The organism is Nocardia rhizosphaerae (assembly GCF_042650365.1).
GTDB classification, from domain to species: Bacteria; Actinomycetota; Actinomycetes; order Mycobacteriales; family Mycobacteriaceae; genus Nocardia; species Nocardia rhizosphaerae.
Map to the genome: position 1 here is coordinate 798,033 of NZ_JBHSBA010000007.1, position 25,772 is coordinate 823,804.

General features: G+C 70.0%; 25 protein-coding genes and 1 pseudogene. 22 read left to right on the forward strand and 4 right to left on the reverse strand.

Features of this window, described 5'->3' with window-relative positions:
* Positions 1–5: 5 nt before the first annotated feature.
* From ACFOW8_RS18440 to ACFOW8_RS18495, 12 genes are all read left to right on the forward strand, one after another.
* Positions 6–521: a PH-like domain-containing protein gene (locus ACFOW8_RS18440; RefSeq protein ID WP_378551899.1), complete on the forward strand. Its 516-nt coding sequence runs from the start codon at positions 6–8 to the stop codon at positions 519–521.
* Positions 508–1,623, forward strand: coding sequence for a glutamine-hydrolyzing carbamoyl-phosphate synthase small subunit (carA, locus tag ACFOW8_RS18445; RefSeq protein WP_378551901.1), 1,116 nt, complete (start codon positions 508–510; stop codon positions 1,621–1,623). Before ACFOW8_RS18440 ends, carA begins: the two co-directional genes overlap by 14 nt.
* On the forward strand, positions 1,623–4,985 hold the full coding sequence (carB, locus tag ACFOW8_RS18450; RefSeq protein WP_378551902.1) for a carbamoyl-phosphate synthase large subunit: 3,363 nt from the start codon (positions 1,623–1,625) through the stop codon (positions 4,983–4,985). The genes carA and carB overlap by 1 nt, the downstream gene beginning before the upstream one ends.
* Before the next feature lies 1 nt (position 4,986).
* The gene (pyrF, locus tag ACFOW8_RS18455; RefSeq protein WP_378551903.1) at positions 4,987–5,811 is read left to right on the forward strand and encodes an orotidine-5'-phosphate decarboxylase; all 825 of its coding nucleotides are present in this window, start codon (positions 4,987–4,989) and stop codon (positions 5,809–5,811) included.
* A gap of 473 nt (positions 5,812–6,284) precedes the next feature.
* Positions 6,285–6,605 (forward strand): integration host factor, actinobacterial type, encoded by a 321-nt coding sequence (gene mihF, locus ACFOW8_RS18460; RefSeq protein WP_043653536.1) that lies wholly within the window; start codon positions 6,285–6,287, stop codon positions 6,603–6,605.
* Positions 6,606–6,610: 5 nt separating this feature from the next.
* Positions 6,611–7,195 carry a guanylate kinase gene (gene gmk / locus ACFOW8_RS18465; protein ID WP_378551905.1) on the forward strand — a complete coding sequence of 195 codons (585 nt, stop codon included), beginning with the start codon at positions 6,611–6,613 and terminating at the stop codon, positions 7,193–7,195.
* Positions 7,196–7,223: 28 nt separating this feature from the next.
* Positions 7,224–7,502, forward strand: a complete 279-nt coding sequence (gene rpoZ / locus ACFOW8_RS18470; RefSeq protein ID WP_378551906.1) for a DNA-directed RNA polymerase subunit omega — start codon at positions 7,224–7,226, stop codon at positions 7,500–7,502.
* A gap of 28 nt (positions 7,503–7,530) precedes the next feature.
* Positions 7,531–8,748 (forward strand): bifunctional phosphopantothenoylcysteine decarboxylase/phosphopantothenate--cysteine ligase CoaBC, encoded by a 1,218-nt coding sequence (gene coaBC, locus ACFOW8_RS18475; protein ID WP_378551908.1) that lies wholly within the window; start codon positions 7,531–7,533, stop codon positions 8,746–8,748.
* 247 nt (positions 8,749–8,995) lie between these two features.
* Positions 8,996–10,207 carry a methionine adenosyltransferase gene (metK, locus tag ACFOW8_RS18480; protein WP_378551909.1) on the forward strand — a complete coding sequence of 404 codons (1,212 nt, stop codon included), beginning with the start codon at positions 8,996–8,998 and terminating at the stop codon, positions 10,205–10,207.
* A 14-nt stretch (positions 10,208–10,221) separates the two neighbouring features.
* Entirely contained in the window at positions 10,222–12,411 is a 2,190-nt protein-coding gene (locus ACFOW8_RS18485; RefSeq protein ID WP_378551912.1) for a primosomal protein N', read from the forward strand.
* Between the two features lie 54 nt (positions 12,412–12,465).
* Positions 12,466–13,275 (forward strand): acyl-CoA thioesterase domain-containing protein, encoded by an 810-nt coding sequence (locus ACFOW8_RS18490; RefSeq protein ID WP_378551913.1) that lies wholly within the window; start codon positions 12,466–12,468, stop codon positions 13,273–13,275.
* A 122-nt stretch (positions 13,276–13,397) separates the two neighbouring features.
* Positions 13,398–14,063 (forward strand): maleylpyruvate isomerase family mycothiol-dependent enzyme, encoded by a 666-nt coding sequence (locus tag ACFOW8_RS18495; protein WP_378551914.1) that lies wholly within the window; start codon positions 13,398–13,400, stop codon positions 14,061–14,063.
* Positions 14,064–14,222: 159 nt separating this feature from the next.
* Here ACFOW8_RS18495 and ACFOW8_RS18500 read toward each other — a convergent pair whose 3' ends face one another.
* Positions 14,223–15,068 carry an SDR family oxidoreductase gene (locus ACFOW8_RS18500; RefSeq protein ID WP_378551916.1) on the reverse strand — a complete coding sequence of 282 codons (846 nt, stop codon included), beginning with the start codon at positions 15,066–15,068 and terminating at the stop codon, positions 14,223–14,225.
* Positions 15,069–15,142: 74 nt separating this feature from the next.
* Between ACFOW8_RS18500 and ACFOW8_RS18505 the strand changes: the two genes are divergently transcribed.
* The 8 genes and pseudogenes from ACFOW8_RS18505 to ACFOW8_RS18540 all read left to right on the forward strand — a co-directional run bounded on the left by ACFOW8_RS18505 (position 15,143) and on the right by ACFOW8_RS18540 (position 21,947).
* On the forward strand, positions 15,143–15,730 hold the full coding sequence (locus ACFOW8_RS18505) for a TetR/AcrR family transcriptional regulator (protein ID WP_378551917.1): 588 nt from the start codon (positions 15,143–15,145) through the stop codon (positions 15,728–15,730).
* 95 nt (positions 15,731–15,825) lie between these two features.
* On the forward strand, positions 15,826–16,503 hold the full coding sequence (locus ACFOW8_RS18510) for a PadR family transcriptional regulator (RefSeq protein ID WP_378551919.1): 678 nt from the start codon (positions 15,826–15,828) through the stop codon (positions 16,501–16,503).
* A 178-nt stretch (positions 16,504–16,681) separates the two neighbouring features.
* On the forward strand, positions 16,682–17,698 hold the full coding sequence (locus ACFOW8_RS18515) for an esterase/lipase family protein (protein WP_378551920.1): 1,017 nt from the start codon (positions 16,682–16,684) through the stop codon (positions 17,696–17,698).
* A 2-nt stretch (positions 17,699–17,700) separates the two neighbouring features.
* Positions 17,701–17,914 (forward strand): annotated as a pseudogene (locus tag ACFOW8_RS18520) (hypothetical protein); the annotation flags it as partial.
* The gene (gene def, locus ACFOW8_RS18525; protein ID WP_378551921.1) at positions 17,911–18,450 is read left to right on the forward strand and encodes a peptide deformylase; all 540 of its coding nucleotides are present in this window, start codon (positions 17,911–17,913) and stop codon (positions 18,448–18,450) included. The pseudogene ACFOW8_RS18520 and the gene def, both read left to right, overlap by 4 nt.
* A complete protein-coding gene (gene fmt, locus ACFOW8_RS18530) occupies positions 18,450–19,373 on the forward strand; it encodes a methionyl-tRNA formyltransferase (RefSeq protein WP_378551922.1) in 924 nt (307 codons plus the stop codon). The genes def and fmt overlap by 1 nt, the downstream gene beginning before the upstream one ends.
* A gap of 800 nt (positions 19,374–20,173) precedes the next feature.
* Entirely contained in the window at positions 20,174–21,505 is a 1,332-nt protein-coding gene (locus ACFOW8_RS18535) for an RsmB/NOP family class I SAM-dependent RNA methyltransferase (RefSeq protein WP_378551923.1), read from the forward strand.
* 103 nt (positions 21,506–21,608) lie between these two features.
* Positions 21,609–21,947 carry an MmcQ/YjbR family DNA-binding protein gene (locus tag ACFOW8_RS18540; RefSeq protein ID WP_378551924.1) on the forward strand — a complete coding sequence of 113 codons (339 nt, stop codon included), beginning with the start codon at positions 21,609–21,611 and terminating at the stop codon, positions 21,945–21,947.
* Between the two features lie 25 nt (positions 21,948–21,972).
* On the opposite strand, the gene ACFOW8_RS18545 is transcribed toward ACFOW8_RS18540, so the two are convergent.
* Together ACFOW8_RS18545 and ACFOW8_RS18550 are read right to left on the reverse strand one after the other, a co-directional pair.
* Complete coding sequence (locus ACFOW8_RS18545) at positions 21,973–22,836, reverse strand: RNA polymerase sigma factor SigF (RefSeq protein ID WP_378551925.1); 864 nt, start codon at positions 22,834–22,836, stop codon at positions 21,973–21,975.
* Positions 22,836–23,258, reverse strand: a complete 423-nt coding sequence (locus tag ACFOW8_RS18550; RefSeq protein WP_378551926.1) for an anti-sigma factor — start codon at positions 23,256–23,258, stop codon at positions 22,836–22,838. Before ACFOW8_RS18550 ends, ACFOW8_RS18545 begins: the two co-directional genes overlap by 1 nt.
* A 98-nt stretch (positions 23,259–23,356) precedes the next feature.
* On the opposite strand from ACFOW8_RS18550, the gene rpe reads away from it, so the two are divergent.
* On the forward strand, positions 23,357–24,013 hold the full coding sequence (gene rpe, locus ACFOW8_RS18555; protein ID WP_378552103.1) for a ribulose-phosphate 3-epimerase: 657 nt from the start codon (positions 23,357–23,359) through the stop codon (positions 24,011–24,013).
* A gap of 11 nt (positions 24,014–24,024) precedes the next feature.
* Here rpe and ACFOW8_RS18560 read toward each other — a convergent pair whose 3' ends face one another.
* The gene (locus ACFOW8_RS18560) at positions 24,025–24,489 is read right to left on the reverse strand and encodes a hypothetical protein (protein WP_378552106.1); all 465 of its coding nucleotides are present in this window, start codon (positions 24,487–24,489) and stop codon (positions 24,025–24,027) included.
* Between the two features lie 547 nt (positions 24,490–25,036).
* Here ACFOW8_RS18560 and ACFOW8_RS18565 point away from each other — a divergent pair.
* The gene (locus ACFOW8_RS18565; protein WP_378551927.1) at positions 25,037–25,660 is read left to right on the forward strand and encodes a riboflavin synthase; all 624 of its coding nucleotides are present in this window, start codon (positions 25,037–25,039) and stop codon (positions 25,658–25,660) included.
* The last annotated feature ends 112 nt before the right edge of the window (positions 25,661–25,772 follow it).

A 25,772-nucleotide genomic window follows, 5' to 3' on the forward strand; every position in this document is an offset into this window, starting at 1 on the left:
CGAACGTGGAGAGAACACTGTGGGTAGTGGGGTGTCTGGCCCTGTTCCTGCTCGGCCTGTGGCTGATGTACCGGGCTTGGGGCAAGAAGGCCGAGCGCCAGCGGGACCGGATCGGCGAGCTGCCGACCGTGCCTGCCGAACTCGGCGCGCAACTGCTGGAACCGACCACCGGCCTCTACCTGGGCAGCACCATCGCGCCCAGCTGGCAGGACCGGATCGCGGTCGGTGACCTGGGATTCCGGGCGACCGCGGAGATGACGCGGTTCGAACGCGGAATCCTGCTCGAACGCGACGGGGCGACGCCGATCTGGATTCCGCAGGAATCCGTGACGGCCGTGCGCACCGAACGCGGACACGCGGGCAAAGTGATGACAGAGAATGGTGTGCTGGTGATTCGCTGGACACTGCCGACCGGCACCGAGATCGACACCGGATTCCGGGGCGACGACAAATTGGTGTACCCGGCATGGACCGCGGATGTGACCAGGGCGAGGACGGAGACGACGAATGACGAAGGTTAAGGCGGCTCTGGTGCTCGAGGACGGCCGCGTGTTCCGCGGGACCGCCTTCGGCGCCGAGGGGCAGACGCTGGGCGAGGCGGTGTTCTGCACCGCGATGACCGGGTACCAGGAGACCCTCACCGACCCCAGCTACGACCGGCAGATCGTGGTGGCCACCGCCCCGCAGATCGGCAACACCGGCTGGAACGACGAGGACGACGAGTCCGGCAGGATCTGGGTCGCGGGCTACGCCGTGCGCGACCCCTCCCCGATCTCGTCGAACTGGCGCGCCACCGGCACGCTGACCGACCAGCTCGACAAGCAGAACGTGGTCGGCATCGCCGGCATCGACACCCGCGCGGTGGTGCGTCACCTGCGCACCCGCGGGTCGATGAAGGCGGGCATCTTCTCCGGCTCGGCGTTGGCCTCCGACGAGGAACTGCTGGCCAGGGTCAAGGGCCAGCCGTCCATGCTCGGCGCCGACCTGGCACAGGAGGTGAGCACCGACGGCATGTACACGATCGAGCCGGTCGGCGCGCACCGCTTCACCGTCGTCGCGGTCGATCTCGGCATCAAGACCAACACCCCGCGGATGTTCGCCGAGCGCGGCGTGCGCACGCACGTGGTTCCGTCGAACACCTCGCTCGACGACATCCTCGCCCTGAACCCGAACGGGGTGTTCCTGTCCAACGGCCCCGGCGACCCGGCCACCCAGACCGGCGCGATCGCGCTCACCCAGGGCGTGCTCGAACGCGGGATCCCGCTGTTCGGCATCTGCTTCGGCAACCAGATCCTCGGCCGCGCGCTCGGCCGCAACACCTACAAGATGAAGTTCGGTCACCGTGGCATCAACATCCCGGTCGTCGAAGCAGGCACCGGGCGCATCTCCATCACCGCGCAGAACCACGGGTTCGCCCTCGAAGGCGAGAAGGGCGAGGTGTTCGACACCCCCTTCGGCAAAGCCGAGGTCTCCCACATCTGCGCCAACGACGGCACCGTCGAGGGCGTGCGACTGATCGACGGTCGCGCCTTCTCGGTGCAGTACCACCCCGAGGCCGCCGCAGGCCCGCACGACGCCGCATACCTGTTCGACCGTTTCGCCGGTCTCATGGAAGGAGCCTGATGCCTCGCCGCGAGGATCTGAAGCACATCCTGGTGATCGGTTCAGGACCGATCGTCATCGGCCAGGCGTGCGAATTCGACTACTCCGGCACCCAGGCGTGCCGGGTGCTGCGGTCCGAGGGACTGCGGGTGTCGCTGGTGAACTCCAACCCGGCGACCATCATGACCGACCCCGAGTTCGCCGACTCCACCTACGTGGAGCCGATCACCCCCGAATTCGTCGAGAAGGTCATCGAGAAGGAGCGTCCCGACGCCATCCTGGCCACCCTCGGCGGCCAGACCGCGCTCAACACCGCGGTCGCGCTGCACGAGCGCGGGGTGCTGGAGAAGTACAAGGTCGAGCTGATCGGCGCCGACTTCGACGCCATCCAGCGCGGTGAGGACCGGCAGAAGTTCAAGGACATCGTCGCCAAGGTCGGCGGCGAATCCGCCCGGTCCAAGGTCTGCTACACGATGGACGAGGTTCGCGAGACCGTCGCCGAACTCGGCTTCCCGGTCGTCGTGCGGCCGTCGTTCACCATGGGTGGGCTCGGTTCCGGCATGGCCTACGACGACGACGACCTCGACCGCATCGCCGGCGGCGGCCTGGCCGCCTCGCCCACCGCGAACGTCCTGATCGAGGAGTCCATCCTCGGCTGGAAGGAATACGAGCTCGAGCTCATGCGCGACGGCCGCGACAACGTGGTCATCGTCTGCTCCATCGAGAACGTCGATCCGATGGGCGTGCACACCGGCGACTCGATGACCGTGGCGCCGGCCATGACCCTCACCGACCGCGAATACCAGAAGATGCGCGACCTCGGTATCGCGATCCTGCGTGAGGTCGGCGTCGATACCGGTGGCTGCAACATCCAGTTCGCGGTCGATCCGCGCGACGGCCGCCTGATCGTCATCGAGATGAACCCGCGCGTCTCGCGCTCCTCGGCGCTGGCGTCCAAGGCCACCGGCTTCCCGATCGCCAAGATCGCGGCCAAGCTGGCCATCGGCTACACGCTCGACGAGATCGTCAACGACATCACCTCCGAGACCCCGGCCTGTTTCGAGCCGACGCTCGACTACGTCGTGGTCAAGGCGCCGCGGTTCGCCTTCGAGAAGTTCCCCGGTGCCGACGGCACGCTCACCACCACCATGAAGTCCGTCGGTGAGGCCATGTCGCTCGGCCGCAACTTCACCGAGGCCCTCGGCAAGGTGCTGCGCTCGCTCGAGACCAAGGCCGCCAGCTTCTGGACCGCCGAGGACGGGGCGTGGGCCCCGGCCGACGCGAACGACCCGGCGTCGGTGCGCGCGGCCGTCGAGGCCATCCTCGCCGACCTGCGTGTGCCCACCGAAGGCCGCATCTACCAGGTCGAGCGGGCGCTGCGCTACGGCGCGAGCATCGACGAGACCGCCGCCGCCTCCGGCGTCGACCCGTGGTTCGTCGCCGAGATCGCCGGGCTGGTCGCGCTGCGCCAGGAGATCCTGGACGCGCCGGTGCTCGACGAGGACCTGCTGCGCCACGCCAAGCACTACGGCCTGTCCGACCGCCAGCTCGCGGCCCTTCGCCCCGAACTCGCCGGCGAAGCGGGTGTCCGCTCGCTGCGGCATCGGCTCGGGGTGCGGCCGGTCTACAAGACCGTCGACACCTGCGCCGCCGAATTCGAGGCCAAGACCCCGTATCACTACAGCGCCTACGAGCTGGATCCCGGTGCGGAGTCCGAAGTCGCCCCGCAGCACGAGCGCGACAAGGTCATCATCCTCGGCTCCGGCCCGAACCGGATCGGCCAGGGTATCGAGTTCGACTACTCGTGTGTGCACGCGGCGCAGACGCTGTCGGCCGCGGGCTACGAGACCGTCATGGTCAACTGCAACCCCGAGACCGTGTCCACCGACTACGACACCGCCGACCGCCTCTACTTCGAGCCGCTGACCTTCGAGGACGTGCTCGAGGTGTACCACGCGGAATCGGAGTCGGGCACCGTCGCCGGTGTCATCGTGCAGCTCGGCGGCCAGACCCCGCTGAGCCTGGCCCAGCGGCTCACCGACGCGGGCGTGCCGGTGGTCGGTACCTCGGCGGCCGCCATCGACCTGGCCGAGGACCGCGGCGAATTCGGTGAGGTGCTCGTCGCCGCCGGCCTGCCCGCGCCCAAGTACGGCACCGCCACCACGGTGGAGCAGGCCAAGAAGATCGCCGCGAGCATCGGCTACCCGGTGCTGGTCCGCCCGTCCTACGTGCTCGGCGGGCGCGGCATGGAGATCGTCTACGACGAGCAGTCGCTGGAGGGCTACATCTCCCGCGCCACCGAACTCAACCCCGAGCACCCGGTGCTGGTGGACCGGTTCCTCGAAGACGCCATCGAGATCGACGTCGACGCCCTGTGTGACGGCGAGGAGGTCTTCCTCGGCGGCGTCATGGAACACATCGAGGAAGCCGGTATCCACTCTGGCGACTCCGCCTGCGCGCTGCCCCCGATCACCTTGGGCCGCAGCGATATCGAGGCGGTGCGCCGCTCCACCATCGCCCTCGCCAAGGGCATCGGGGTCAAGGGCCTGCTCAATGTGCAGTACGCCCTCAAGGACGACGTGCTCTACGTGCTGGAGGCCAACCCACGCGCCAGCCGGACGGTGCCGTTCGTTTCCAAGGCGACCGCGGTGCCGCTGGCCAAGGCGTGTGCGCGGGTGATGCTCGGCGCGACCATCGCCGACCTGCGCAAGGAAGGCATGCTGCCGCCCGAGGGCGACGGCGGCCACGTCCCGCTCGACGCGCCGGTCGCGGTGAAGGAAGCCGTGCTGCCCTTCCACCGGTTCCGCCGCGCCGACGGCTCCGGCATCGACTCGCTGCTCTCGCCGGAGATGAAGTCCACCGGTGAGGTCATGGGCATCGACGCCGACTTCGGCACCGCCTTCGCCAAGAGCCAGGCTGCCGCCTACGGCTCGCTGCCCACCGAGGGCACGGTGTTCGTCTCGGTCGCCAACCGTGACAAGCGCGCCATGGTGTTCCCGATCAAGCGCCTGCACGACCTGGGCTTCCGCATCCTCGCCACGGCGGGCACCGCGGAGACCTTGCGCCGCAACGGCATTCCGTGCGAACAGGTGCGCAAGCACTCCGACCCGGAGGCCACCGACCCGGCCACCGGCATGCCGGAGGCCTCGATCGTCGAGCAGATCCGCGACGGTGAGATCGACATCGTGTTCAACACCCCCTACGGCAACTCGGGCCCCCGCGTGGACGGCTACGAGATCCGCACCGCCGCGGTGGGCGCGAACATCCCGTGCATCACCACCGTGCAGGGCGCTGCCGCGGCGGTGCAGGGCATCGAGGCGAGCATCAACGGCGGCATCGGGGTACGTTCGTTGCAGGAACTGCACACGGTGCTGCGGGGCTGACATGCACAGCTTCGGTCACCGATTGCGGCACGCCATGCGGGAATTCGGCCCGCTCTGCGTCGGCATCGACCCCCACCCCGGCCTGCTCAGGGCGTGGGGGCTCACCGAGGACGTCGACGGGTTGGAGGCCTTCGCCGAGATCTGCGTAGAGGCCTTCGACGGCCGCGTCGCCCTGGTGAAGCCGCAGGTCGCGTTCTTCGAGACCTACGGCTCCGGTGGGATCGCGGTCCTCGAACGGACCATCGAGGTGCTGCGCGCCTCCGGCACCCTGGTGCTCGCCGACGCCAAACGCGGCGACATCGGCTCCACCATGGACGCCTACGCGCACGCCTGGCTCGGCGACGGGCCACTCGGTTCGGACGCGGTGACGGTCTCGCCGTATCTCGGCTTCGGCTCGCTCGAGCCGGCGCTGAGCCTCGCGCAGACCAACCATCGCGGCGTGTTCGTCCTCGCGGCGACCTCGAATCCCGAAGGGGCGCAACTACAACGAATCACCGCCGCCGACGGGCGCACCATCGCCCAGACCATGGTCGACGAGGCGGCGGCCCGCAATACGGGCCACGGCTTCGGCTCGGTCGGCGTGGTCGTCGGCGCCACCCTCACCGACGCGCCGGACCTGTCGGCCCTCAACGGGCCCATCCTGATGCCGGGTGTCGGCGCCCAGGGCGGGGGAGCGGAGTCCATCCGCGCGCTCGTCCCCGCGGCGAACCTGGCCGCCGTCGTCCCCAACGTCTCGCGCGAGGTGCTCGGCGCAGGCCCTTCGGTCACCGCACTGTGCGACAAGACGGCGCAGCTGCAGGAGGAGTTCGCCTTCCTGCAGGCCTGATCGCACACGATCGGATACGGGGCCCGGTACCGCCGGGCCCCGTAGTCGTGCTGGGTGGTGGTCATGCCGGGTTCGGCGCCGCGCGGTGGCGCCTGCGGAGGCCCGCGATTCCGTTCCCGATCTTGACGACACGCGGTACGAAATCGCGCGACACGCGGGTAATTTCGGGAAACCCCCTGGTCGCGCCGTAGCGGGTTTGCGGGGGTACCGCCGACCGGTCACGCAATCGAATGGCTAACATCGCCCAAAACGGTATAACCGCAGGTAGGGGTGCATTTCTCGAATTCGGCGGTAGGATCGTTGCGGAAGAATCGGCAGTCACCGCATCGTGCCCGCGCGGCCCATACGCCATTCGTATTCCTGCCCTGACCTGGGGGTCGAGTTCGCAATCGGCGGCCACCGTGGGTACGGTCGCACAGACCGTCCGGGTAACCGGCGGTAGATCTAGCAATGAACGATGAGACGGAGGAACCGTGGCCCTTCCCCAGCTGACTGACGAGCAGCGCGCCGCTGCTTTGGAGAAGGCGGCTGCCGCTCGCCGTGCTCGGGCGGAGCTCAAGGAGCGCCTGAAGCGTGGCGGTACCAACCTGAAGCAGGTCCTCACCGACGCCGAATCCGACGAGATTCTCGGCAAGATGAAGGTCTCTGCGCTGCTCGAGGCTCTGCCGAAGGTGGGCAAGGTCAAGGCTGCCGAGATCATGACCGAGCTGGAGATCGCCCCCACCCGGCGGCTCCGTGGCCTTGGCGACCGTCAGCGCAAGGCGCTGCTGGCTCGCTTCGACTTCGACGCCTGATTCAGGTGGTCGAACACACGCGGAAGGGTCGGCTGGTTGTACTGGTCGGCCCCTCGGCCGTCGGTAAATCCACGGTCGTGCGGTGCGTGCGGGAACGCCTGCCCGAACTGGTTTTCAGCGTGTCGGCGACGACCCGGGCCCCCCGGCCCGGGGAGGTCGACGGCCGCGACTACCGTTTCGTGTCCCGAGCCGAGTTCGACGCCATGATCGAGGCGGACGAACTGCTCGAATGGGCAGACATCCACGGGGGGTTGCAGCGATCGGGCACCCCCGCCGCCCCGGTGCGCGAAGCACTGGCGGCAGGATCTTCAGTACTGATCGAAGTCGACCTGGCCGGCGCCCGGTCGGTCCGCGCGGCGATGCCGGAGGCACTGCTGGTGTTTCTCGCCCCGCCGAGCTGGGAGGAACTGGTTTCCCGGCTCACCTCGCGTGGCACCGAATCGCCCGAGGTGATCGAGCGCAGACTCGAGACCGCCAGGGTGGAACTGGCCGCCTGTGACGAGTTCGACACGGTCATCGTGAACAGCGAAGTGACGACCGCCTGCGAGCAGTTGGTATCGTTATTCGTTAGCACAAATTCGAGTTCTTGACCCACCGAACCTCCAGGAGCCTCCCCTAGTGAGTACGGACATCGCCACCGCGCCCGCGTACGACACCCCGATCGGCCTGACCAACCCGCCGATCGATGAGCTGCTCGAGCGCACCTCGTCCAAGTACGCCCTGGTGATCTACGCGGCCAAGCGCGCGCGGCAGATCAACGACTACTACAACCAGCTCGGCGACGGCATCCTCGAGTACGTCGGCCCGCTGGTCGAGCCCGGCCTGCAGGAGAAGCCGCTGTCGGTCGCCATGCGTGAAATCCACTCCGACCTGCTCGAGCACACCGAGGGCGAGTGACAATCTCTTTTCCGGAGGCGTAGAGACCATGCGGATCGTCGTCGGGGTCGGCGGGGGCATCGCCGCCTACAAGGCGTGTGCCCTCGTTCGCCGGTTCACCGAGACCGGTCATCAGGTGCGGGTCATCCCCACCGAGTCGGCCCTGCAGTTCGTCGGGAAGGCGACCTTCGAGGCGCTGTCCGGCCAGCCGGTGCACACCGGCGTGTTCGCCGATGTGCCCGAGGTGCCGCATGTCCGGATCGGCCAGGAGGCCGATCTCGTCGTCATCGCCCCCGCCACCGCGGATCTGATGGCGCGTGCCGCGCAGGGGCGTGCCGATGATCTGCTCACCGCCACCCTGCTGACGGCCCGATGTCCGGTGCTGTTCGCGCCCGCGATGCACACCGAGATGTGGGAGCATCCGGCGACGGTGGCCAATGTCGCGACGCTGCGCGCGCACGGCGCCAATGTCATGGAGCCCGCGTCCGGCCGCCTCACCGGCACCGACACCGGTCCCGGCAGGCTGCCGGAACCGGAGGAGATCTTCGGCCTCGCCTCGCTGCTGCTCGAACGCGCCGACGCGCTGCCCCGCGACCTGACCGGTCGCCGCCTGGTGATCACCGCAGGCGGCACCCGCGAACCGCTCGATCCGGTCCGTTTCCTCGGCAACCGCAGCTCCGGCAAGCAGGGGTACGCCCTGGCCAGGGTGGCGGCCCAGCGTGGTGCCCAGGTGACGCTGATCGCGGGCAACACCATCGAGCTCGCGCCGCCCGCGGCGGTCGACCTGGTTCACATCACCACCGCCGAGCAGCTCAAGACCGCGGTCGACAAGCACGCGATCGGCGCGGACGCGGTGATCATGGCCGCCGCGGTGGCCGATTTCCGGCCGACCCACGTGGCCGCCGCCAAGATCAAGAAGGGTGTCGCCGAGCCCGACGTGATTCCGCTGACCAAGAACGCGGACATCCTCGCCGGCCTGGTCGATGCCCGCACCGACGGCAGGCTCACCGGCACCGCGATCGTCGGCTTCGCCGCCGAGACCGGTGACGAGAACGGCGACGTGCTCACCCACGCCAGGGCGAAACTGGCTCGCAAGGGCTGCGATCTGCTCGTGGTGAACGCCGTCGGCGAGGGCAAGGCGTTCGAGGTCGACACCAACGACGGATGGCTGCTCGGCGCCGACGGCGCCGAACAGGCCCTCGATCACGGATCGAAGGCGCTGCTGGCCAGCCGGGTGCTCGACGCGCTGGTCCCGTTGCTGCGCTGACCGGTCGTCATCTCCGAATTCCGCGCGAAATGCGTTGCGCGGCAATGGTCGCCGAAACACTGTAGGCAACAAGACGTGGTCGGTGGGTGGGTTCGCCGATTTCGGTGAACAGTCCGGGACAGTCTGTGTGCACTCCGCCACCGCGTCGGTGGTTTGGAATAGTCTGGATAGAAGGATCGTGCGGGGACATCGAGAAGTCACCGTCACGATCCGCTACGAACAACCCGTTGAGGGAGAGGGAATAACTGTGCGTACGACAGGTAGTCGGCTATTCACCAGTGAGTCCGTGACCGAAGGCCATCCGGACAAGATCTGTGACGCGATCAGCGATTCCATCCTCGACGCGTTGCTCACGGAGGATCCGGGCAGCCGGGTCGCGGTGGAGACCCTGGTGACCACCGGCCAGGTGCATGTGGCGGGCGAGGTCACCACCTCGGCCTACGCCGATATCCCGCGGATCGTCCGGGAGAAGGTCCTCGAGATCGGCTACGACTCCTCGGCCAAGGGCTTCGACGGCAACTCCTGCGGTGTCAACATCGCGATCGGCGCGCAGTCGCCCGATATCGCGCAGGGTGTCGACACCTCACACGAGGCGCGCGTGGGCGGATCCGACGACGAGATCGAACGCCAGGGCGCCGGTGACCAGGGCCTGATGTTCGGCTACGCCACCACCGACACCCCCGAACTGATGCCGCTGCCGATCGCGCTCGCGCATCGGCTCTCGCGCAAGCTCACCGAGGTCCGTAAGTCGGGTGTGCTGCCGTATCTGCGCCCGGACGGCAAGACCCAGGTCACCATCGAATACGACGGTGACCGTCCGGTCCGGCTGGACACGGTCGTCATCTCCACCCAGCACGCGGCCGATATCGACCTGGACAATCTGCTCGCGCCCGATATCCGCGCGAAGGTCGTCGACGCCGTCCTCGGTGACCTCGACCTGCCGAGCCTCGACACCTCCGACATCCGGCTGCTGGTGAACCCCACCGGCAAGTTCGTGCTCGGCGGCCCGATGGGCGATGCCGGTCTGACCGGCCGCAAGATCATCGTCGACACCTACGGCGGCATGGCGCGGCACGGCGGTGGCGCGTTCTCCGGCAAGGACCCGTCGAAGGTCGACCGCTCGGCCGCTTACGCCATGCGCTGGGTCGCCAAGAACGTCGTGGCCGCCGGGTTGGCGGACCGGGTCGAGGTCCAGGTCGCGTACGCGATCGGCAAGGCGGCCCCGGTCGGCCTGTTCGTCGAGACCTTCGGCACCGAGAAGGTTGACCCGACCCGGATCTCCACCGCCATCTCGGAGGTCTTCGACCTGCGTCCGGGCGCGATCATCCGCGATCTCGACCTGCTGCGCCCGATCTACGCGCCCACCGCGGCCTACGGTCACTTCGGCCGCACCGATGTCGATCTGCCCTGGGAGCACACGGATCGCGCCGACAAGCTGCGCGCGGCCGTCGGCCTGTAAGACCTGCCGCCCGCGTGGCAGCGGACGACACACAGACAGCAGCGGGACACCCGATCGCCAGGGTGCTCCCGCTGCTGTCGCCTGCGCACCTCGATCGTGATTTCGACTACCTGGTGCCACCGGAACTGGACGAGATCGCGCAGCCGGGGGTGCGTGTGCGAGTGCGTTTCGCGGGTCGGCTGGTGGATGGCTACCTGCTCGAACGGCTGCCACGCACCGAGCACACCGGCAAGATGGTGAAGCTCGAGCGCGTCGTCTCCGCCGAGCGTGTCCTGACCCCCGAGGTCCTGCGCCTGGCCACCGCCGTCGCCGCCCGCTATGCCGGCACCCGCGCCGACGTCCTGCGCCTCGCCATCCCACCCCGGCATGCCCGCACCGAAACCGGTGGTGCCAAGAAGGCTGCTGCGGCAGCATCATCCGAGGTTGATCCCGTGGAAGCTGGTGTGGCCGACATGGATTCAGCTGCCGACGCACCGGAGACCCCTTCCCGAACCGAGAGTGCCGCGTCGGGTGGAAACGTCGAACACCACTCAGCCGCAGGCGTTTCGGATGACCGAGGTGAGCGGGGCGGCCCGGTCGCCGATTCGCCCTCAGGGCGGGCGGCCGAGCCGGCGATATCGGCCTGGTCGCGGTATGTGCACGGTGCGGCGTTCGTCGCGGCCCTGCGGGACGGGCGTGGACCGCGGGCGGCGTGGCAGGCGCTGCCGGGGGAGGACTGGGCGGCACGGCTGGCCGAGCTCGCGGCGGCCGTGGTCGCCGGTGGGCGCAGTGCGATCCTGCTGGTACCCGATCAGCGCGACCTCGATCGGGTGCTCGCCGAATGCGTTCGGCTGGTAGGGGATTCGGCGGTGGGACTGTCGGCGGGTCTCGGGCCCGCTGCCAGGTACCGGCGCTGGCTGTCGGTGCTGCGTGGCCAGGCGCGGATCGTGGTCGGCACCAGAGCGGCGGTGTTCGCTCCCGCGCGTGACCTCGGGCTGATCGCGCTCTGGGACGACGGTGACGACACCTATGCCGAGCCGCGCGCACCGTATCCACACGCCCGCGAGGTCGCCATGCTGCGCGCCCACGAGACCGGCGCGGCCTTCGTCGCGGCCGGCTTCGCCAGGACCGCGGAGATCCAGGCCGTCGTCGAATCCGGGTGGGCACACGACCTGCTCGCCGAACGGCGGGTACTGCGCGAGGCGATGCCGCGGATCAGCGCGCCCGGCGACACCGATTTCGCGCTCGAACGCGACGCGCTCGCCCGCGCGGTCAGGATGCCCGGCGTCGCGTTCGCGGCGGCCCGCGCCGCGCTCAGGGAGAACGCGGCGGTGCTCGTGCAGGTGCCGCGCCGCGGTTATGTGCCGTCGCTGGCCTGTGCGAAATGCCGAACGCCTGCGCGCTGCAGGCACTGTCACGGGCCTCTGGCGCTACCACCGTCGAGCACGGGTGCGGCGGCGAGCCCGCAGTGCCGGTGGTGTGGCATCACCGAGGCGGCCTACCGCTGCCAGGCCTGCGGTTCCCGCGCGTTGCGGGCCATGGTGATCGGCGCCGCCCGTACCGCCGAGGAGCTGGGCCGGGCCTTCGCCGGCGTCCCGATCCGCGGCTCGGGCGGCGGCGAGGTGCTCGACACCGTGGAACCCGGCGCGCAGGTGGTGGTCGCCACCGTCGGTGCCGAACCGCTGGTGCGCGGCGGCTACGGGGTTGCGCTGCTGCTCGACGGCTGGGCCCTGCTCGGCCGCGCCGACCTGCGTGCCACCGAGGACACCCTGCGCCGCTGGATGGGCGCCGCCGCCCTGGTCCGGCCGCGCGGCCAGGTGATCGTGATGGCCGAGCCGTCCCTGCCCACCGTGCAGGCCCTGGTCCGCTGGGATCCGGTACACCACGCCGCCGCCGAGCTGGCCGCCAGAGCCGAGGTGGGGTTCCCGCCCGCCGTACGGCTGGCGGCGATCGACGGCACCACCGCTGCCATCAGCGAGCTGCTCGCGGCCGCGAGCCTCCCGGACCGGGTGGATGTCCTCGGCCCGGTGCCGCTGCCGCCGACCGCCCGTAAGCCGTTCTCCGGCTCCGACGAACCGGCCGAGGTCGAACGTATGCTGCTGCGGGTCGGCCGCACCGAAGGCGGCCCACTCGCGCGCGCTCTCACCGCGGCCCAGGCCGTGCGCAGCTCGCACCGGTCCGACGCACCACTGCGCGTCCAGATCGACCCGGTCGACATCGGCTGACGGCCCGTCGAGCGCCTGCCCTACGATCGGCTGCGGGCGGCAGAGAGGGTCGTGATGGAGTTCTTCACGGTGCGCGAGGAGGCGTACGTGGCGAGTGACCTGGCGGTGAGCCGCTGGTCACCGAACCAGCTGCACGGCGTGGCGGTGTGCGGGCTGCTCGCGGTGGAAGCCGAGAAGCACAGTCCGGGAACCGGGTTCGTGCCGGCTCGGTTCAACGTCGACCTGTTCCAGCAGGTCACCAGGGAGCCGATCACCCTGCACAGCGCCGTGGTCCGGGCGGGCAACCGCATCAAGGTCGCCGATTCCTGGCTCGTCCAGGACGGGCAGACCAGGGCCAGGGCCTCGGTGACCTTCCTGGCCGCCACCGACACCCCACCTGGGACGGTATGGCAGCCCTCGCACGCGCTGCCCGCGCCGCCGGTGACCGACGACAGCCCGATCGGCGCGCCACCGCAGTTCAAATCCGGGGCAGGCGACTGGGTCGGCGATTTCACGACCATCCGCGACGCCGAACGCAAGGTCGCCTGGCAGAACCTGCCGCCGCTGGTGGCCGGCGCCGAGTTCACCCCGTTCCAGCGCGCGGCCGCCACCGGTGATCTCGCCAATCTGGTGTGCCACTGGGGTTCGCACGGTGTCGGGTACATCAACGCCGACATGACGCTGACGCTGTCGCGGCTGCCGGTCGGCCGCGAGCTGGGCATGCAGGCCGTCGATCACGTCGCGCAGGCGGGCATCGCGGTCAGTACCGCCACCATGTTCGACCGCGCGGGCGCGCTCGGTACCTGTGTCATCACCGCCGTCGCCAACGACCGCCGCCGCTCCCTACCGGTCCACCGGCCTCAGCCCGTCGCCGCCGAACCCTGATCCGAGGGAGCGACGGCACCGTCGGTGCGCTGCGGGGCCGATGAGTTCTTCGTGCCCATACCGTCTGCACTACCGATGACCGGGCACGCTCCGCCCGGCGGATCGGACGACGGAGGTGGCCGGTGACGGTGGTGGGATCGCGGGACGAGATCTGGGCGATGACGCATGCCGAGCGGGCGGTGCTCGCGCGCGACCTGGCCGGTCTGGAGTCCCATCAGTGGGCAGTGCCTTCCCTGTGCGGTGACTGGGTGGTGGAGCAGGTCGTCGCCCACCTCACCGCGGTGGCGAGCATCGGCAGGCTGCGCTGGCTGGTCAGCGTGCTCGGCGCCCGCTTCGACTTCGACCTGCACAATGCCAGGCGGCTCGCCGAACACCGCGGCGCGACGCCCGCCGAGACGCTCGCCCGATTCGAGGCCGTCATCCCGGCCTCGACGGGACCTTCGGGCCACACCGCGGCGTGGCTCGGCGAGGTGGTCGTCCACGCCCAGGACATCCGCAGACCGCTCGGGATCACCAGCACCCCCTCGGTGCGGGCCGCCACGGTGGTCGCCGAGTTCTACGCGACCCGCGATTTCGCCGTGCCGAGCCACAGCACCATCGACGGCCTGCGGGTGGAAGCCACCGACGGCCCGTTCCGCACCGGTGCCGGACCCGTCGTCACCGGTCCGACCGTCGCCCTGGTCATGGCGATGGCCGGCCGCGCGGCCTACTGCGACGATCTGACCGGGCCTGGTCTCCCGTCCCTCCGCGACAACCTCCGGCGGGCGCACGGCACCCCGGCGGGCTGACCACGGGGGTAGCCACCCCCGGACGGCCTCGAACATCGTCGGCCGTCCGGAGCGCCCCGATCGGTGCGGCGAACCTGCGCGCAATGGGTACCGTCGCCCGACCGTGCGTCCTGAGTCGCCCCGTATGCCATTACCGACCCGGCGGGAACCGCGCGGGGATCAGGCGTAGATCGCGCGATTCCGCAGTGCCCACTGCGCGTACGGCGTGGCCGGACGGCCGAGCACCCGCTCGATATCGTCGCTGACCTGCTGTTCCTCGGCGGTCGGTGTGCCGAGGATGGTGAGCGTGTGCTCGGCGACGGCCTCCGGCATGAAATGCAGCATGTTCGCCTTGGCCTGCTCGCGGTCGAGTTCGACGAAGGCGATCGGCTCGTCGACGGCCGCCGCGATGGCCGCCGCCTGCTCGCGTGGGGTCACCAGTGCCGGTCCGGTGAGGATGTAGGCGCGACCGTCGTGGCCGTCCGCGCGCAGTGCCTCGGCCGCCACCGCCGCGATATCGCCCGGATCCACCGCGGGCAGGCCGACGTCGCCGAACGGCGCGGCGACCGTGCGCTGTGTCCGTACCGGCTCGATCCAGGCGAACGTGTTGGAGAAGAACGCGCCGGGCCGTAGCGAGGTCCACGCGAGACCGGACTCGCGTAGCGCCTGCTCGAAGGCGATGGTCCGCGCGTAGCCCGCCGAGTCCGGCCTGGTCACCGCACCCTGGGAGGACACGAATACGACCCGGCGCACCCCGGCGGCGGCGACGGTCTTCAGCAACTGCGCCGGCTCGGGCCCGGTCATCAGCTGCTCGCCGGTGATGAGCAGGAACAGCGCGTCCGCATCGCGCAGGGCGGGGGAGAGGCTGTCGAGATCGCCGAGGTCGGCGACGACGTGCTCCACGCCGGCCGGCAGCTCGACCGGGCTCGCCCCACGCGAGACCGCGCGCACCTGCTCGCCCGCCGCGGCGAGCAGACCGACGAGCTGGCGGCCGATGTTCCCGGTGGCTCCGGTGACGACGATCATGAGAACTCCTTGAGTTAGTTGGCTGACTAACACACCGTAGCAGGCGGTCGGCGCGGCTGTCTATAGTTAGTTGTATGACTGACTCAGAGCGGGCGGCACCGAAGGCAGGCAAGCGCGAACGGCTCGTCGAGGCGGCCGCGCGCGTCTTCTATCAGCAAGGTGTGGAGAAAACGACCATCGCCGATATCGCGCACGCGGCCGATGTCCCGGTGGGCAACGTCTACTACTACTTCAAGACCAAGGATCAGTTCGTGCACGCGGTGCTCGATACGCACGCCGGGGTGCTGGCCGGGATCATCGCGGCGATCGAGCCGCTGCCGGACCCGGCCGCGCGGCTCAAGGCCATGGTGCGCGGCTGGGTCGACGAGCGCGAGCAGGCGGCGCGCTTCGGCTGCCCGACCGGTTCGCTGGCCGCCGAACTCGACAAGCGCGCCGATGCGTTCGACGGTGCGCCCGCGCGGGTGATGGGTCTGCTCGTCGACTGGGCGCGCACTCAGTTCGCCGCGCTCGGCCGGTCCGACGCCGATGAGCTCGCGGTCGCCTTCGTTGCCGCCTATCAGGGAATTTCGCTGCTCACCAACACCTTTCGTGATCCCGAGCTGATGGTCGCGGAGGGGTCGCGACTGGAGCGCTGGATCGACGAGCTCGCCGCCGGCCGATAGGTGGTCGCAGCCTGTCGCCGTGGACGCCTTGCGTTAGATGCATTGCCGATATATCGTCGATAGCGTCAAGAACGTGAGAGCCTGAGGAGGCTGTTATGCACAACACAGAACATCGAGATTTCGGGAAGTTCGGCCGCGGGCGTGGACCCGGCCATGCGGAATTCGGTCCCGATCGGCGGCAGTTCCGCCGGGGTGGGCGACACGGACATGGGCCCGAGTTCGGTCCGGGGTTCGGCCCCGGCTTCGGACCGGGCTTCGGTCCGGGTTTCGGTCGCGGCCGTGGTCGCGGCGGCCGGGGCAGGCGCGGGGACGTGCGGGCCGCGGTGCTGCTGCTGCTCGCCGAGCGGCCGATGCACGGCTATGAGCTGATCCAGCAGATCCGCGAGCGCAGCGACGACCTCTGGCGTCCAAGCCCCGGCTCCATCTACCCGGCGCTCGCCCAGCTCGAGGACGAGGGTCTGGTGCTCATCGAGAAGGTCGCCGGTCGAAAGACCGCGCAGCTCACCGACGAGGGCAAGGCCTATGTCGAGGCCGAGCGCGAGGAACTCGGCGATCCGTGGGCCGAGGTCAGGCAGGACATCGGCGCGCAGGCGCTCGACCTGCGCGGACTGGTCGGTCAGGTGATGGGCGCGGTCGGGCAGGTCGCCCAGGTCGGCACCGCCGAGCAGGCGGCCAAGGCAGCTGAGGTGCTCACCGAGACCCGCCGCGCGCTGTACCGCATCCTCGCCGAGGACGATGTGGCGCCGGGGAGCGAGGCCACCGGCGCGAAGTGACCCGGAGTGTCCGGGCCTGCTGCGCCCGGCCGAGCGACGGCGTGGCGCGCGAGCCGGACGGCCGGGAAGCGGTGGGGCACACGGGACCGGCGCCGAGTGCGAGCCCATGGAACAGGGGGGTGTGATTCCCCCGTTCCGGGGATGCGAAACCCGGCGCGGTCCGGTAGTTGTTTGGGATATGGAACAGCTGAATCGGTTGTGGGGTTGGGGAATTTCACAGAAGCGCCGCGTCGCCGCGCTCGCCCTCGTGGTCGCGGCAGGGTGCGCCGCGCCGCTGGTGCCGCACGCAGTCGCGGAACCGGCGGGCTACCGGCCCGCGGTGGTGCCCACCGAGGCGGGTCCACGGCAGACCGACCACCTCGCGGCGGCTCGCTACATCAAAGATCATCCGTCGGCAGTTCCGCTGGGCGTCAACGACTTCGGCTGCAAGCCCGATGCGGCGCACCCGCGCCCGGTGGTCCTCGTACACGGTACCGACTCCAGCGCCTACTCCGATTGGGCGGGGATCGGGCCGCAACTCGTCGACGCCGGCATGTGTGTGTTCGCGCTGAACTATGGCGGCGCGCCGGGCGCCGACACCTACGGCACCGAGGATATGCGGATCAGCTTCGCCCAGCTCGCCGCCTTCGTCGACGACGTGCTGGCCGCCACCGGAGCGACCGAAGTCGACCTCGTCGGGTTCTCCCAGGGCGCCAATGTGAGCCGCTACTACGTCAACAAGCTCGGCGGTGCTCCCAAGGTCGGGACCTGGGTCGGGCTGGCCTCGCCCAGCTACGGCGGGGTCATGTACGGCCTGGTGCCGGTCGGGCAAGCGGTCCCCGGCATGATGGACGTGTACGCGAAGGTGACCTCGACCGCGGCGGTCCAGCAGGCGCAGGGCGAGCCGATCATGGTCGAACTCAACGCGGGCGGCGACACCGTGCCCGGCGTCCGGTACGTCACGGTGGGCAGCCGGGTCGACGAGATGATCCAGCCGTTCGACAACATCGCCCTGCATGGCGCGGGCGCGGAGAACCTCGTACTGCAGGATCTGTGCGCCGACGACATGACCGGCCACTTCCACCTGGTCTACGACCCCTTCGTACAGCAGTTGCTGATGCAGATCCTCGATCCCGAACACGCACCGGCCCCGGTGTGCAGGCCGGTGCCCCTCGGCACCGGGATCCCCCAGGTGATCATCGCGGGTAACTCCTGACCGCCGGGCTCGGCATCGAACACCCCGAACTGCGGACGCGCGCGATCGACATCAGCGAGCGGCTCGAGGTGCTGGGGGAATTATCCGACGCCATCGAACTGCACCTCGCCGTTCGAGCCCGTCCGGATCGCCGAGATGGTGCGCGGGCACCAGGGCGCAGAAGCGATCAATAGAATGGGACGACCGCACATCGTCCAGCCGGGAGCCGCCGCGTGACCATTCAGCCCGTTCGCCTGTTCGGCGATCCGATTCTGCGATCCCGTGCCGAGGTGGTCACCGAGTTCGGGGCCGAGCTGGCCCAGCTCGTCGCCGACCTCACCGAGACCATGCACGACGACGGTGGCGTCGGCATGGCGGCACCGCAGATCGGGGTCGGGCTGCGGGTGTTCGTCTACGACACCGGGGACGCCGCCGGGCATGTAGTGAATCCCGAGTGGACCGCGGTGGGTGCGGAGGAGCAGGTCGACCCGGAAGGGTGCCTGTCGATTCCCGGCGTGCGCTACGACGTGCGGCGCGCGCTGCGCGTGCACGTCACCGGCGTCGACCGGACCGGTGCGCCGATCGAGTTCGACGCCGAGGGGCTGCTCGCGCGCTGCGTCCAGCACGAGACCGATCACCTCGACGGCGTGCTGTTCGTCAACCGGCTCGAACCGGCCGACCGCAAGGACGCCATGCGCGCCATCCGCGAGTCCGACTGGTTCCGTGCGGGAATCACCGTCCGCGAGTCCAGCGGTGTCGGCGGTGGCCGCTGATGCGCGTCGTCTTCGCCGGAACCCCGGAACCCGCGGTGCCGTCGCTGCGCCGGCTCATCGACAGCGAGCGCCACGAGGTGATCGCAGTGGTCACCCGCCCCGACGCTATCGCCGGGCGCGGGCGCAAGATCATGCGCTCGCCGGTCGGGCAGCTCGCCGACTCCCACGGCATCCCGGTGCTCACCCCGGCCAAGCCGTCCGAGCCGGAGTTCGTCGCCGCGCTGACCGAGCTGAACCCGGACTGCTGCCCGGTGGTCGCCTACGGCGCGCTGCTGCCACAGCGGGTGCTCGACATCCCGAAGCACGGCTGGATCAATCTGCATTTCTCGGTGCTGCCCGCCTGGCGTGGGGCGGCGCCGGTACAGGCCGCCATCGACGCGGGTGACGAGATCACCGGCGCGTCGACATTTCTCATCGAAGCAGGCCTCGACACCGGTCCGGTGTACGGCGTGATGACCGAGCGGGTCGGCGTCGCCGACACCGCGGGCGAACTGCTCACCCGGCTCGCCGACGCGGGCGCCGTCCTGCTGGAGCGGACCCTCGACGGCGTGGAAGACGGGTCCCTGCAGGCGATTCCGCAGTCCGCCGACGGCGTCTCCTACGCGCCGAAGATCACCGTCGAGGCCAGCCGCATCCGGTTCGACGAGCCGGCGCTCGCCATCCACCGCCGCATCCGCGCGGTCACCCCGGCGCCGGGCGCGTGGACCGAGATGGACGGCCTGCGCCTCAAGCTCGGACCCGTGGAAATGGTGACGGAGACGCTGCCGGAAGGGGCGATCGAGGTGCGCAAGACCGGCGTCTTCGTCGGCACCGCCACCACCGCGCTGCGGCTGGGCCAGGTCCAGCCGCCCGGCAAGAAGATGATGAACGCCCTCGATTGGGCCCGTGGTGCCCGCCTGGCCCCCGGGGCGGTGCTGGGATGAGCGCGTCGGATCGCCGTCGTCGTCGCGAAGCCGACCAGCGCAGCGGCCGCGCGCCACGTGACGAACGAAAAGTGACGGGTAAGAACGTCGACGGCGGCTGGGCGGCCCGTGCGGCGAAGGGCGGCGGCACCGTCCCCGCCGGCGAGGACCGGCGGTCCACCGGCGGTGGCCGCGCAGCCGATTTCCGCCGGTCGGAGGAACGCTCGGCGCGTGCCGACCGCGGCGGTGCCGGTGGCCGGGGCGACGACCGAGGTGGGGCCGCGCGGTCGGCCTCCGATCGTGGTGCCGCGACGCGCGACCCCGGCGGGCGCGCTGACAGTGGCAGCGGCCGGTCCGGTCGTCCAGGTTCGGCATGGTCCGGTGCCGATCGCGGCGACCGGCAGCCTGGTGCGGACGGGCGTCCACGCGCGACGCGTTCCGGCGATGGGTGGGGGCGTGGCCCGCGGCCGGGCGGCGAAAGCACCGGACCCGAAGTGGATTCGCGCGGCAGTGCCGGTGGAACAGGTCGTTCCGGTGGCTCGGCGCGCGGGAGCGACCGGGCGCGCGGGAGCGACCGGGTCGGTGGGGCGCGCGGTAAGGGTTCCCCGCCACGGGCGGAAGGATATGCGCGCGAAGAGGATTCGCGTGGCGGTGGCGGGAATCGTGCGGCCGGGCGGGCGGATACCCGCGGGCGGTCCGGTGCGCAGGGCAGCGGCGCCGGGCGATCGGATGACCAGGGGCTCCGCGGCCGCGAGCAGGGGCGCCGGTCGGCGCGGCCCGATCCCAGCGCCCCGAGCCCGCGCAAACGCAGGGGTGAACCGGTGGATCCGGCGCGCGGGGTGGCACTCGACGTGCTGCGGGCGGTGCGCGAGCGCGACGCCTACGCCAATCTGGCGCTGCCGAAGCTGCTGCGGGAGCGCAGGATCAGCGGCCGCGATGCCGCGTTCGCGACCGAACTCACCTACGGGGCATGCCGTTCGCAGGGGCAGCTCGACGCGGTGATCGCGGCATGCGCCGGTCGCGCGGTCGCCGAGATCGACGGGCCGATCCTCGACATCCTGCGGCTCGGCGTGTACCAGCTGCTGCGCACCCGCACCGGCGCGCACGCCGCCGTCGACACCTCCGTCGACCTGGCTCGTGCCGAATTCGGCCAGGGCCGTGCCGGTTTCGTCAACGCCGTGCTGCGGCGGGCGGGGGAGAAGACCGGCGACGAGTGGGTGGCCGAGCTCGCGCCCGCCGACCCGGTCGGGCGGCTGGCCTTCGAGTACGCGCACCCGGCGTGGATCGCCCAGTCCTTCGCCGACGCGCTCGGCGCGGACGCCGGGGAACTGGCCGAGCTGCTCGCCGCCGACGACGAGCGACCGATCGTGCACCTGGTCGCGCGCCCCGGCGAGATCACCGCCGAGGAACTGGCGCTGATCACCGGCGGGGAGGAGGGCCGGTGGTCGCCGTACGCGGTCTACCTCGACGGCGGCGACCCCGGGCAGCTCGAGCCGGTGCGCGAGGGGATCGCCGCCGTGCAGGACGAGGGCAGCCAGCTGGTCGCGCTCGCCCTCACCAGGGCCCCGCTCACCGGCCCCGATCAGGGCCGCTGGCTCGATCTGTGCGCGGGCCCAGGCGGAAAGGCGGCCCTGCTCGGCGCGCTGGCCGCGATCGACCTGTTCACCGTCGACGCTGTCGAACCGGCCGAACATCGCGCCGAGCTGGTGCGCACCTCCACCCGCGACCTGCCGGTCACCGTGCACGTCGCCGACGGTCGCGACACCGGCCTCACTCCCGGCTACGACCGCATCCTGGTCGACGCGCCGTGCACCGGGCTCGGCGCACTGCGCCGCCGTCCCGAGGCGCGCTGGCGCCGGACTCCCGCCGACGTGCCGGAACTGGTCACGCTGCAACGGGAACTGCTCGGCGCCGCCTGGGATCTGCTGCGGCCCGGTGGCGTGGTGCTGTACTCGACCTGCTCACCGCATCTGTCCGAAACCGTCTCCGTGGTGGGCGATTTCGTGCGCCGCAGCGGTGCCGAGCAGCTCGACACGCGGGAGTTCCTGCCGGGTGTCACCGGGCTGGGCGACGGCCCGTCGGTCCAGCTGTGGCCGCACCGCCACGGTACCGACGCGATGTTCCTCGCCGCGCTGCGGAAACCGGCCGACTGAGGGCGGCGGACCGGGTTCGCGAAGCGTGCCAGGGCCGGGATGGTTCGGAAGCATGCGACATCCGTCCAAGCCCTCGGTCCGCGATCCGGCTCAGAATCGGACCATGGCGATTTCATGGGAACAGGTGGTGGCGCTCGGGACGGCACTGCCCGGCGTGGAGGAGAGCACCTGGTGGAACACTCCGGGCCTGAAGGTCGGTGGCAAGGGTTTCGCCCGGTTGCGGGTCGAAGCCGAGGGCGGCCTCGCGCTGCTGTGTGAGCTGCCGGAGAAGGAAGCGCTGCTCGCCTCCGGTGATCCGGCGTTTTACACCACCCCGCACTACGACGGGCATCCGTTCATCCTGGTGGACCTCGCGGTGGTCGACCCGGAGCAGCTCGCCGAACTCGTCGACGGCGCGTGGTGGCTGCGGGCACCGGCCCGGCTGCGGCGCGAACGCGAGTAGGGGGACGCCGTTGTCCCGGCGCGACTCACTCCCGCTCGGACAGTTCGCGCAGGCGGGCGAGGGTTTTCGCGAGGATCCGCGAGACGTGCATCTGGGAGATACCGAGCTGGTTGGCGATCTGGGTCTGGGTCATGGACTCGAAGAACCGCATCGTGAGAATGCGGCGCTCGCGTTCGGGCAGCCCGTCCAGCAGCGGGCGCACCGCGATGTACTCCTCGACCCGGTCGAACTGCGCCTCCTCCTCGCCGAGGGTGTCCAGCAGCGAGGCATCGCTGTCCCGTCCCACCGAGGCGGCGTCGATCGAGGTGGGCTGGTACGCGTTGCCCGCGATGACCGCCTGGGTCACCTCGTCGGGGTCGACGTCGAGTTCGGCGGCGATCTCCTTGGCGGTGGGGGACCGGCCGAGCCGTTGCGAGAGCTGATCGACCGCGGCACCGATGCGCAGATGGGTCTCCTTGACCCGCCGCGGTACCCGCATCGCCCAGGTGTTGTCGCGGAAATAGCGCCGCACCTCGCCCATGATCGTCGGCACCGCGAAGGACAGGAAGTTCGAGCCGCGGCTCAGATCGAACCGGTCCACCGCGTGTACCAGCCCCACCCTGGCGACCTGGGACAGATCGTCGAACGGTTCCCCGCGACCGCTGAACTTCCTGGCGATGTGATCGGCCAGTGGAATGCAGCGGTTGATCAGCGCGTCTCTGGCCGCCACCTGCTCGGCGGTGCCGGGCACGGTCGCGGCCAGCCGCTCGAACAGGGCGCTGACGTCGTCGTACCCGGAGACCGGAGCCTCGGTCTCGGTGGTTTCGCTGTTCTCGGCCGGATTCTCGGTTTTCTCGGCGCTGGTTTCCTGGTCGGGCCTGTGTTCTTCGGTGGTGTCCTCGCCGTGCACTACGCCTTCCCCCGGACCCGGCGGAAGCGGACCGTCGTGGGATATCCGGACACGGCCGCGTCGAATTCCCGCTGGTCGGCGCTCACCTCGTCGCTCAGGGTGCGCAGCACATGCCAGCCGAAGCTGCGCTGGTCCGGCATGCCCTCGGTGCCCGCGACTCCGTCCACGCGGACGAGTAGTTCGCTGTCCCCGACGAGGAATTCGCAGGTGAGCTGGGAATCCGGGGCCGCGATCGCGATCAGCGTCGAGCAGACCTCGTCCACGGCCAAGCGCACATCGGCGACCTCGTCGAGGGTGAAATCGCTGAGCAGGACCAGGGTTTCGGCCAGTCCGCGCAGGATGGGCAGCTGGGTGAGCGAGGCTGCAACGCGAATCTCCACCGGGGCACTGAACAGCCCTTGTTCCGCCGAAATATTGGTCACCCTATGAAGGCTACCCACAACCCCGCGGGGCAATCACCATTTGGTCGCTACACTTGCCCGCTGTGTCCACACCGACCTTCGCGCGCCCCGCGCAGCCCATGATCGCTCCCTCCATTCTGTCCGCGGACTTCGCCAACCTGGCCGCCGAGGCGGCCGCCGTCGAAGGCTGCGACTGGCTGCACGTCGACGTCATGGACGGCCATTTCGTGCCGAACCTCACACTCGGCCTGCCCGTGGTGCAGAGCCTGCTGAAGGCTACCGACATCCCGTTCGACTGCCACCTGATGATCGAGGATCCGGGCCGCTGGGCACCGGGGTACGCGGAGGCGGGCGCCTACAACGTCACCTTCCACGCGGAAGCGACCGACGATCCGATCGCGGTGGCCCGCGATATCCGTGCCGCGGGCGGCAAGGCCGGGCTCTCGGTGAAGCCGGGCACCCCGATCGAGCCGTATCTGGAGATCCTGCGCGAATTCGACACGCTGCTGGTGATGAGTGTCGAACCCGGATTCGGCGGGCAGTCGTTCATTCCGGGAGTGCTGGAGAAGGCGCGGATCGTGCGCAATCTGGTCGACGCGGGCGAGCTGCGGCTCATCGTCGAGATCGACGGTGGGATCAACACCGACACCATCGAGCAGGCCGCCGAGGCCGGTATCGACTGCTTCGTCGCGGGCTCGGCGGTCTACAACACCGCCGACCCCGGCGCGGCCGTGCAGCAGCTGCGCAGCATGGCGACTTCGGTCTGGCGGCCGTAGCGGGCGATCGGTTACAGCGAGCGGAGCTTGCGGGTGCCCAGCGCCCGCGCCGCCTCGATCACCGCGTGCACCGGCGGCCGGTGGTCGGCCGCCTCCGGCGCCTGCACCCAGGTGCGGTAGCCGGTGCGCTCGTCGTCGGGCGATGGCAGCACGACCTGGCTGCCGTTGCAGGCGACCGTCGCGTAGAGGCGGAACAGCTCGGCCGATGCGGTCGGGGTGAGCGTGTCGGGGCGACAGGGGCCGGTGAGGAAGGTCCAGCGCCTGGCCCGCGGATGCGCGACGACCGGCCCGGCGATGGCGGCCTCACGCAGGCGGGCTTGTACGCGCTCGCCGAGATCGCCCGGCATGGTGACCGCGCCGTAATGGGCGCCGATCTGCAGCAGGATGCGACGGGAATCCGGCTCGATCGTCGCGGGCAGATGCAGTTCCCGCCGATAACGGACGCAACGAGTTTCCAGCGCGGAATCCAATAACATGCTCACGAAGCACCCCCACATGTATCGAACCTGATGTGACCCACAGTGTTGTCTGACTTCCTGGAGTGGTGGACTAGCCCTGGGTCGAACTCCCCGCGGCGGCTGTGCCGCGGATCGGATGCGCCACCGATCATGCCGGGCGCAGCAGTTGAACGGCGGGAATCGGTGACATAACAATATTGCGTCAGTGGCGTGATCGGCGCAAGCATTCGCATCACCGTGTTTTCGAGTCCGGCATTCGTGGGTAAAGCCAGCGTAGAGCGGCCGGATGAATTTCCGAGACCTGATACCCGAAAATTCGATTGAACGATTACCGCCGTAGTGATTAACGGCGGTGTTCGGTCGTGCCGTTGTACATTCGCGCCCCGATTGATGCGTCGTCGCCGGTTTTCGGTGACCGGGCCGTGCCCGTAGTCGGATCCGACCCCGCGCCGACCGGCCGCCGGTGCTCGGCCATAGGCTGTGCGCGAGCGGGTACCGCCGGGAATAGCGGCCACGCACCCGCTGTTGGGCCGAACGGGTACACGACGCGACAAGGGAGTCAGGCATGTTCACAGGCATCGTCGAGGAGCTGGGCGAGATCGTCGCCACCGAACAGCTGGCCGACGCCGCCCGGTTGACGATCCGCGGCAAGCTGGTGACTTCCGATGCCGGGCACGGTGATTCGATCGCCGTCAACGGCGTCTGCCTGACCGTGGTGGACGTGGTCGACGGCGACAGCTTCACCGTCGACGTCATGGCCGAGACGCTGAACCGGTCGAGCATCGGCGCGCTCGGCGTCGGCTCCAGGGTCAATCTCGAGCGCGCCGCCGCGCTGAACAGCCGCCTCGGCGGACATCTCGTTCAGGGCCACGTCGACGGCACCGGCACCGTGCTGACCCGCACCCCGTCGGAGAACTGGGAGGTCGTGCGGATCTCGCTGCCCGATGCGATCGCGCGGTACGTGGTGGAAAAGGGCTCGATCACCGTCGACGGTGTCTCGCTCACCGTCTCGGGCCTCGGCATCGCCGACGAGCCCGCCGCCGACGGCAACCGCGATTGGTTCGAGGTCTCGCTCATCCCGACCACCCTCGCCCTGACCGTTCTCGGCACCGCGCCGGTCGGCACCACGGTGAATCTCGAGGTCGACGTGATCGCCAAGTACGTGGAGCGCCTCGCGCAGCGAGGATGACCCGGCAGACGGGATGCGGCCGCCGGAACCGGCGATCGCACGCCGTAATGTAGTAGCCAATGCCATCGCCGGTTTCTCGGCCGCCTCGATTCTGGACCGACCAGAGGGTGCG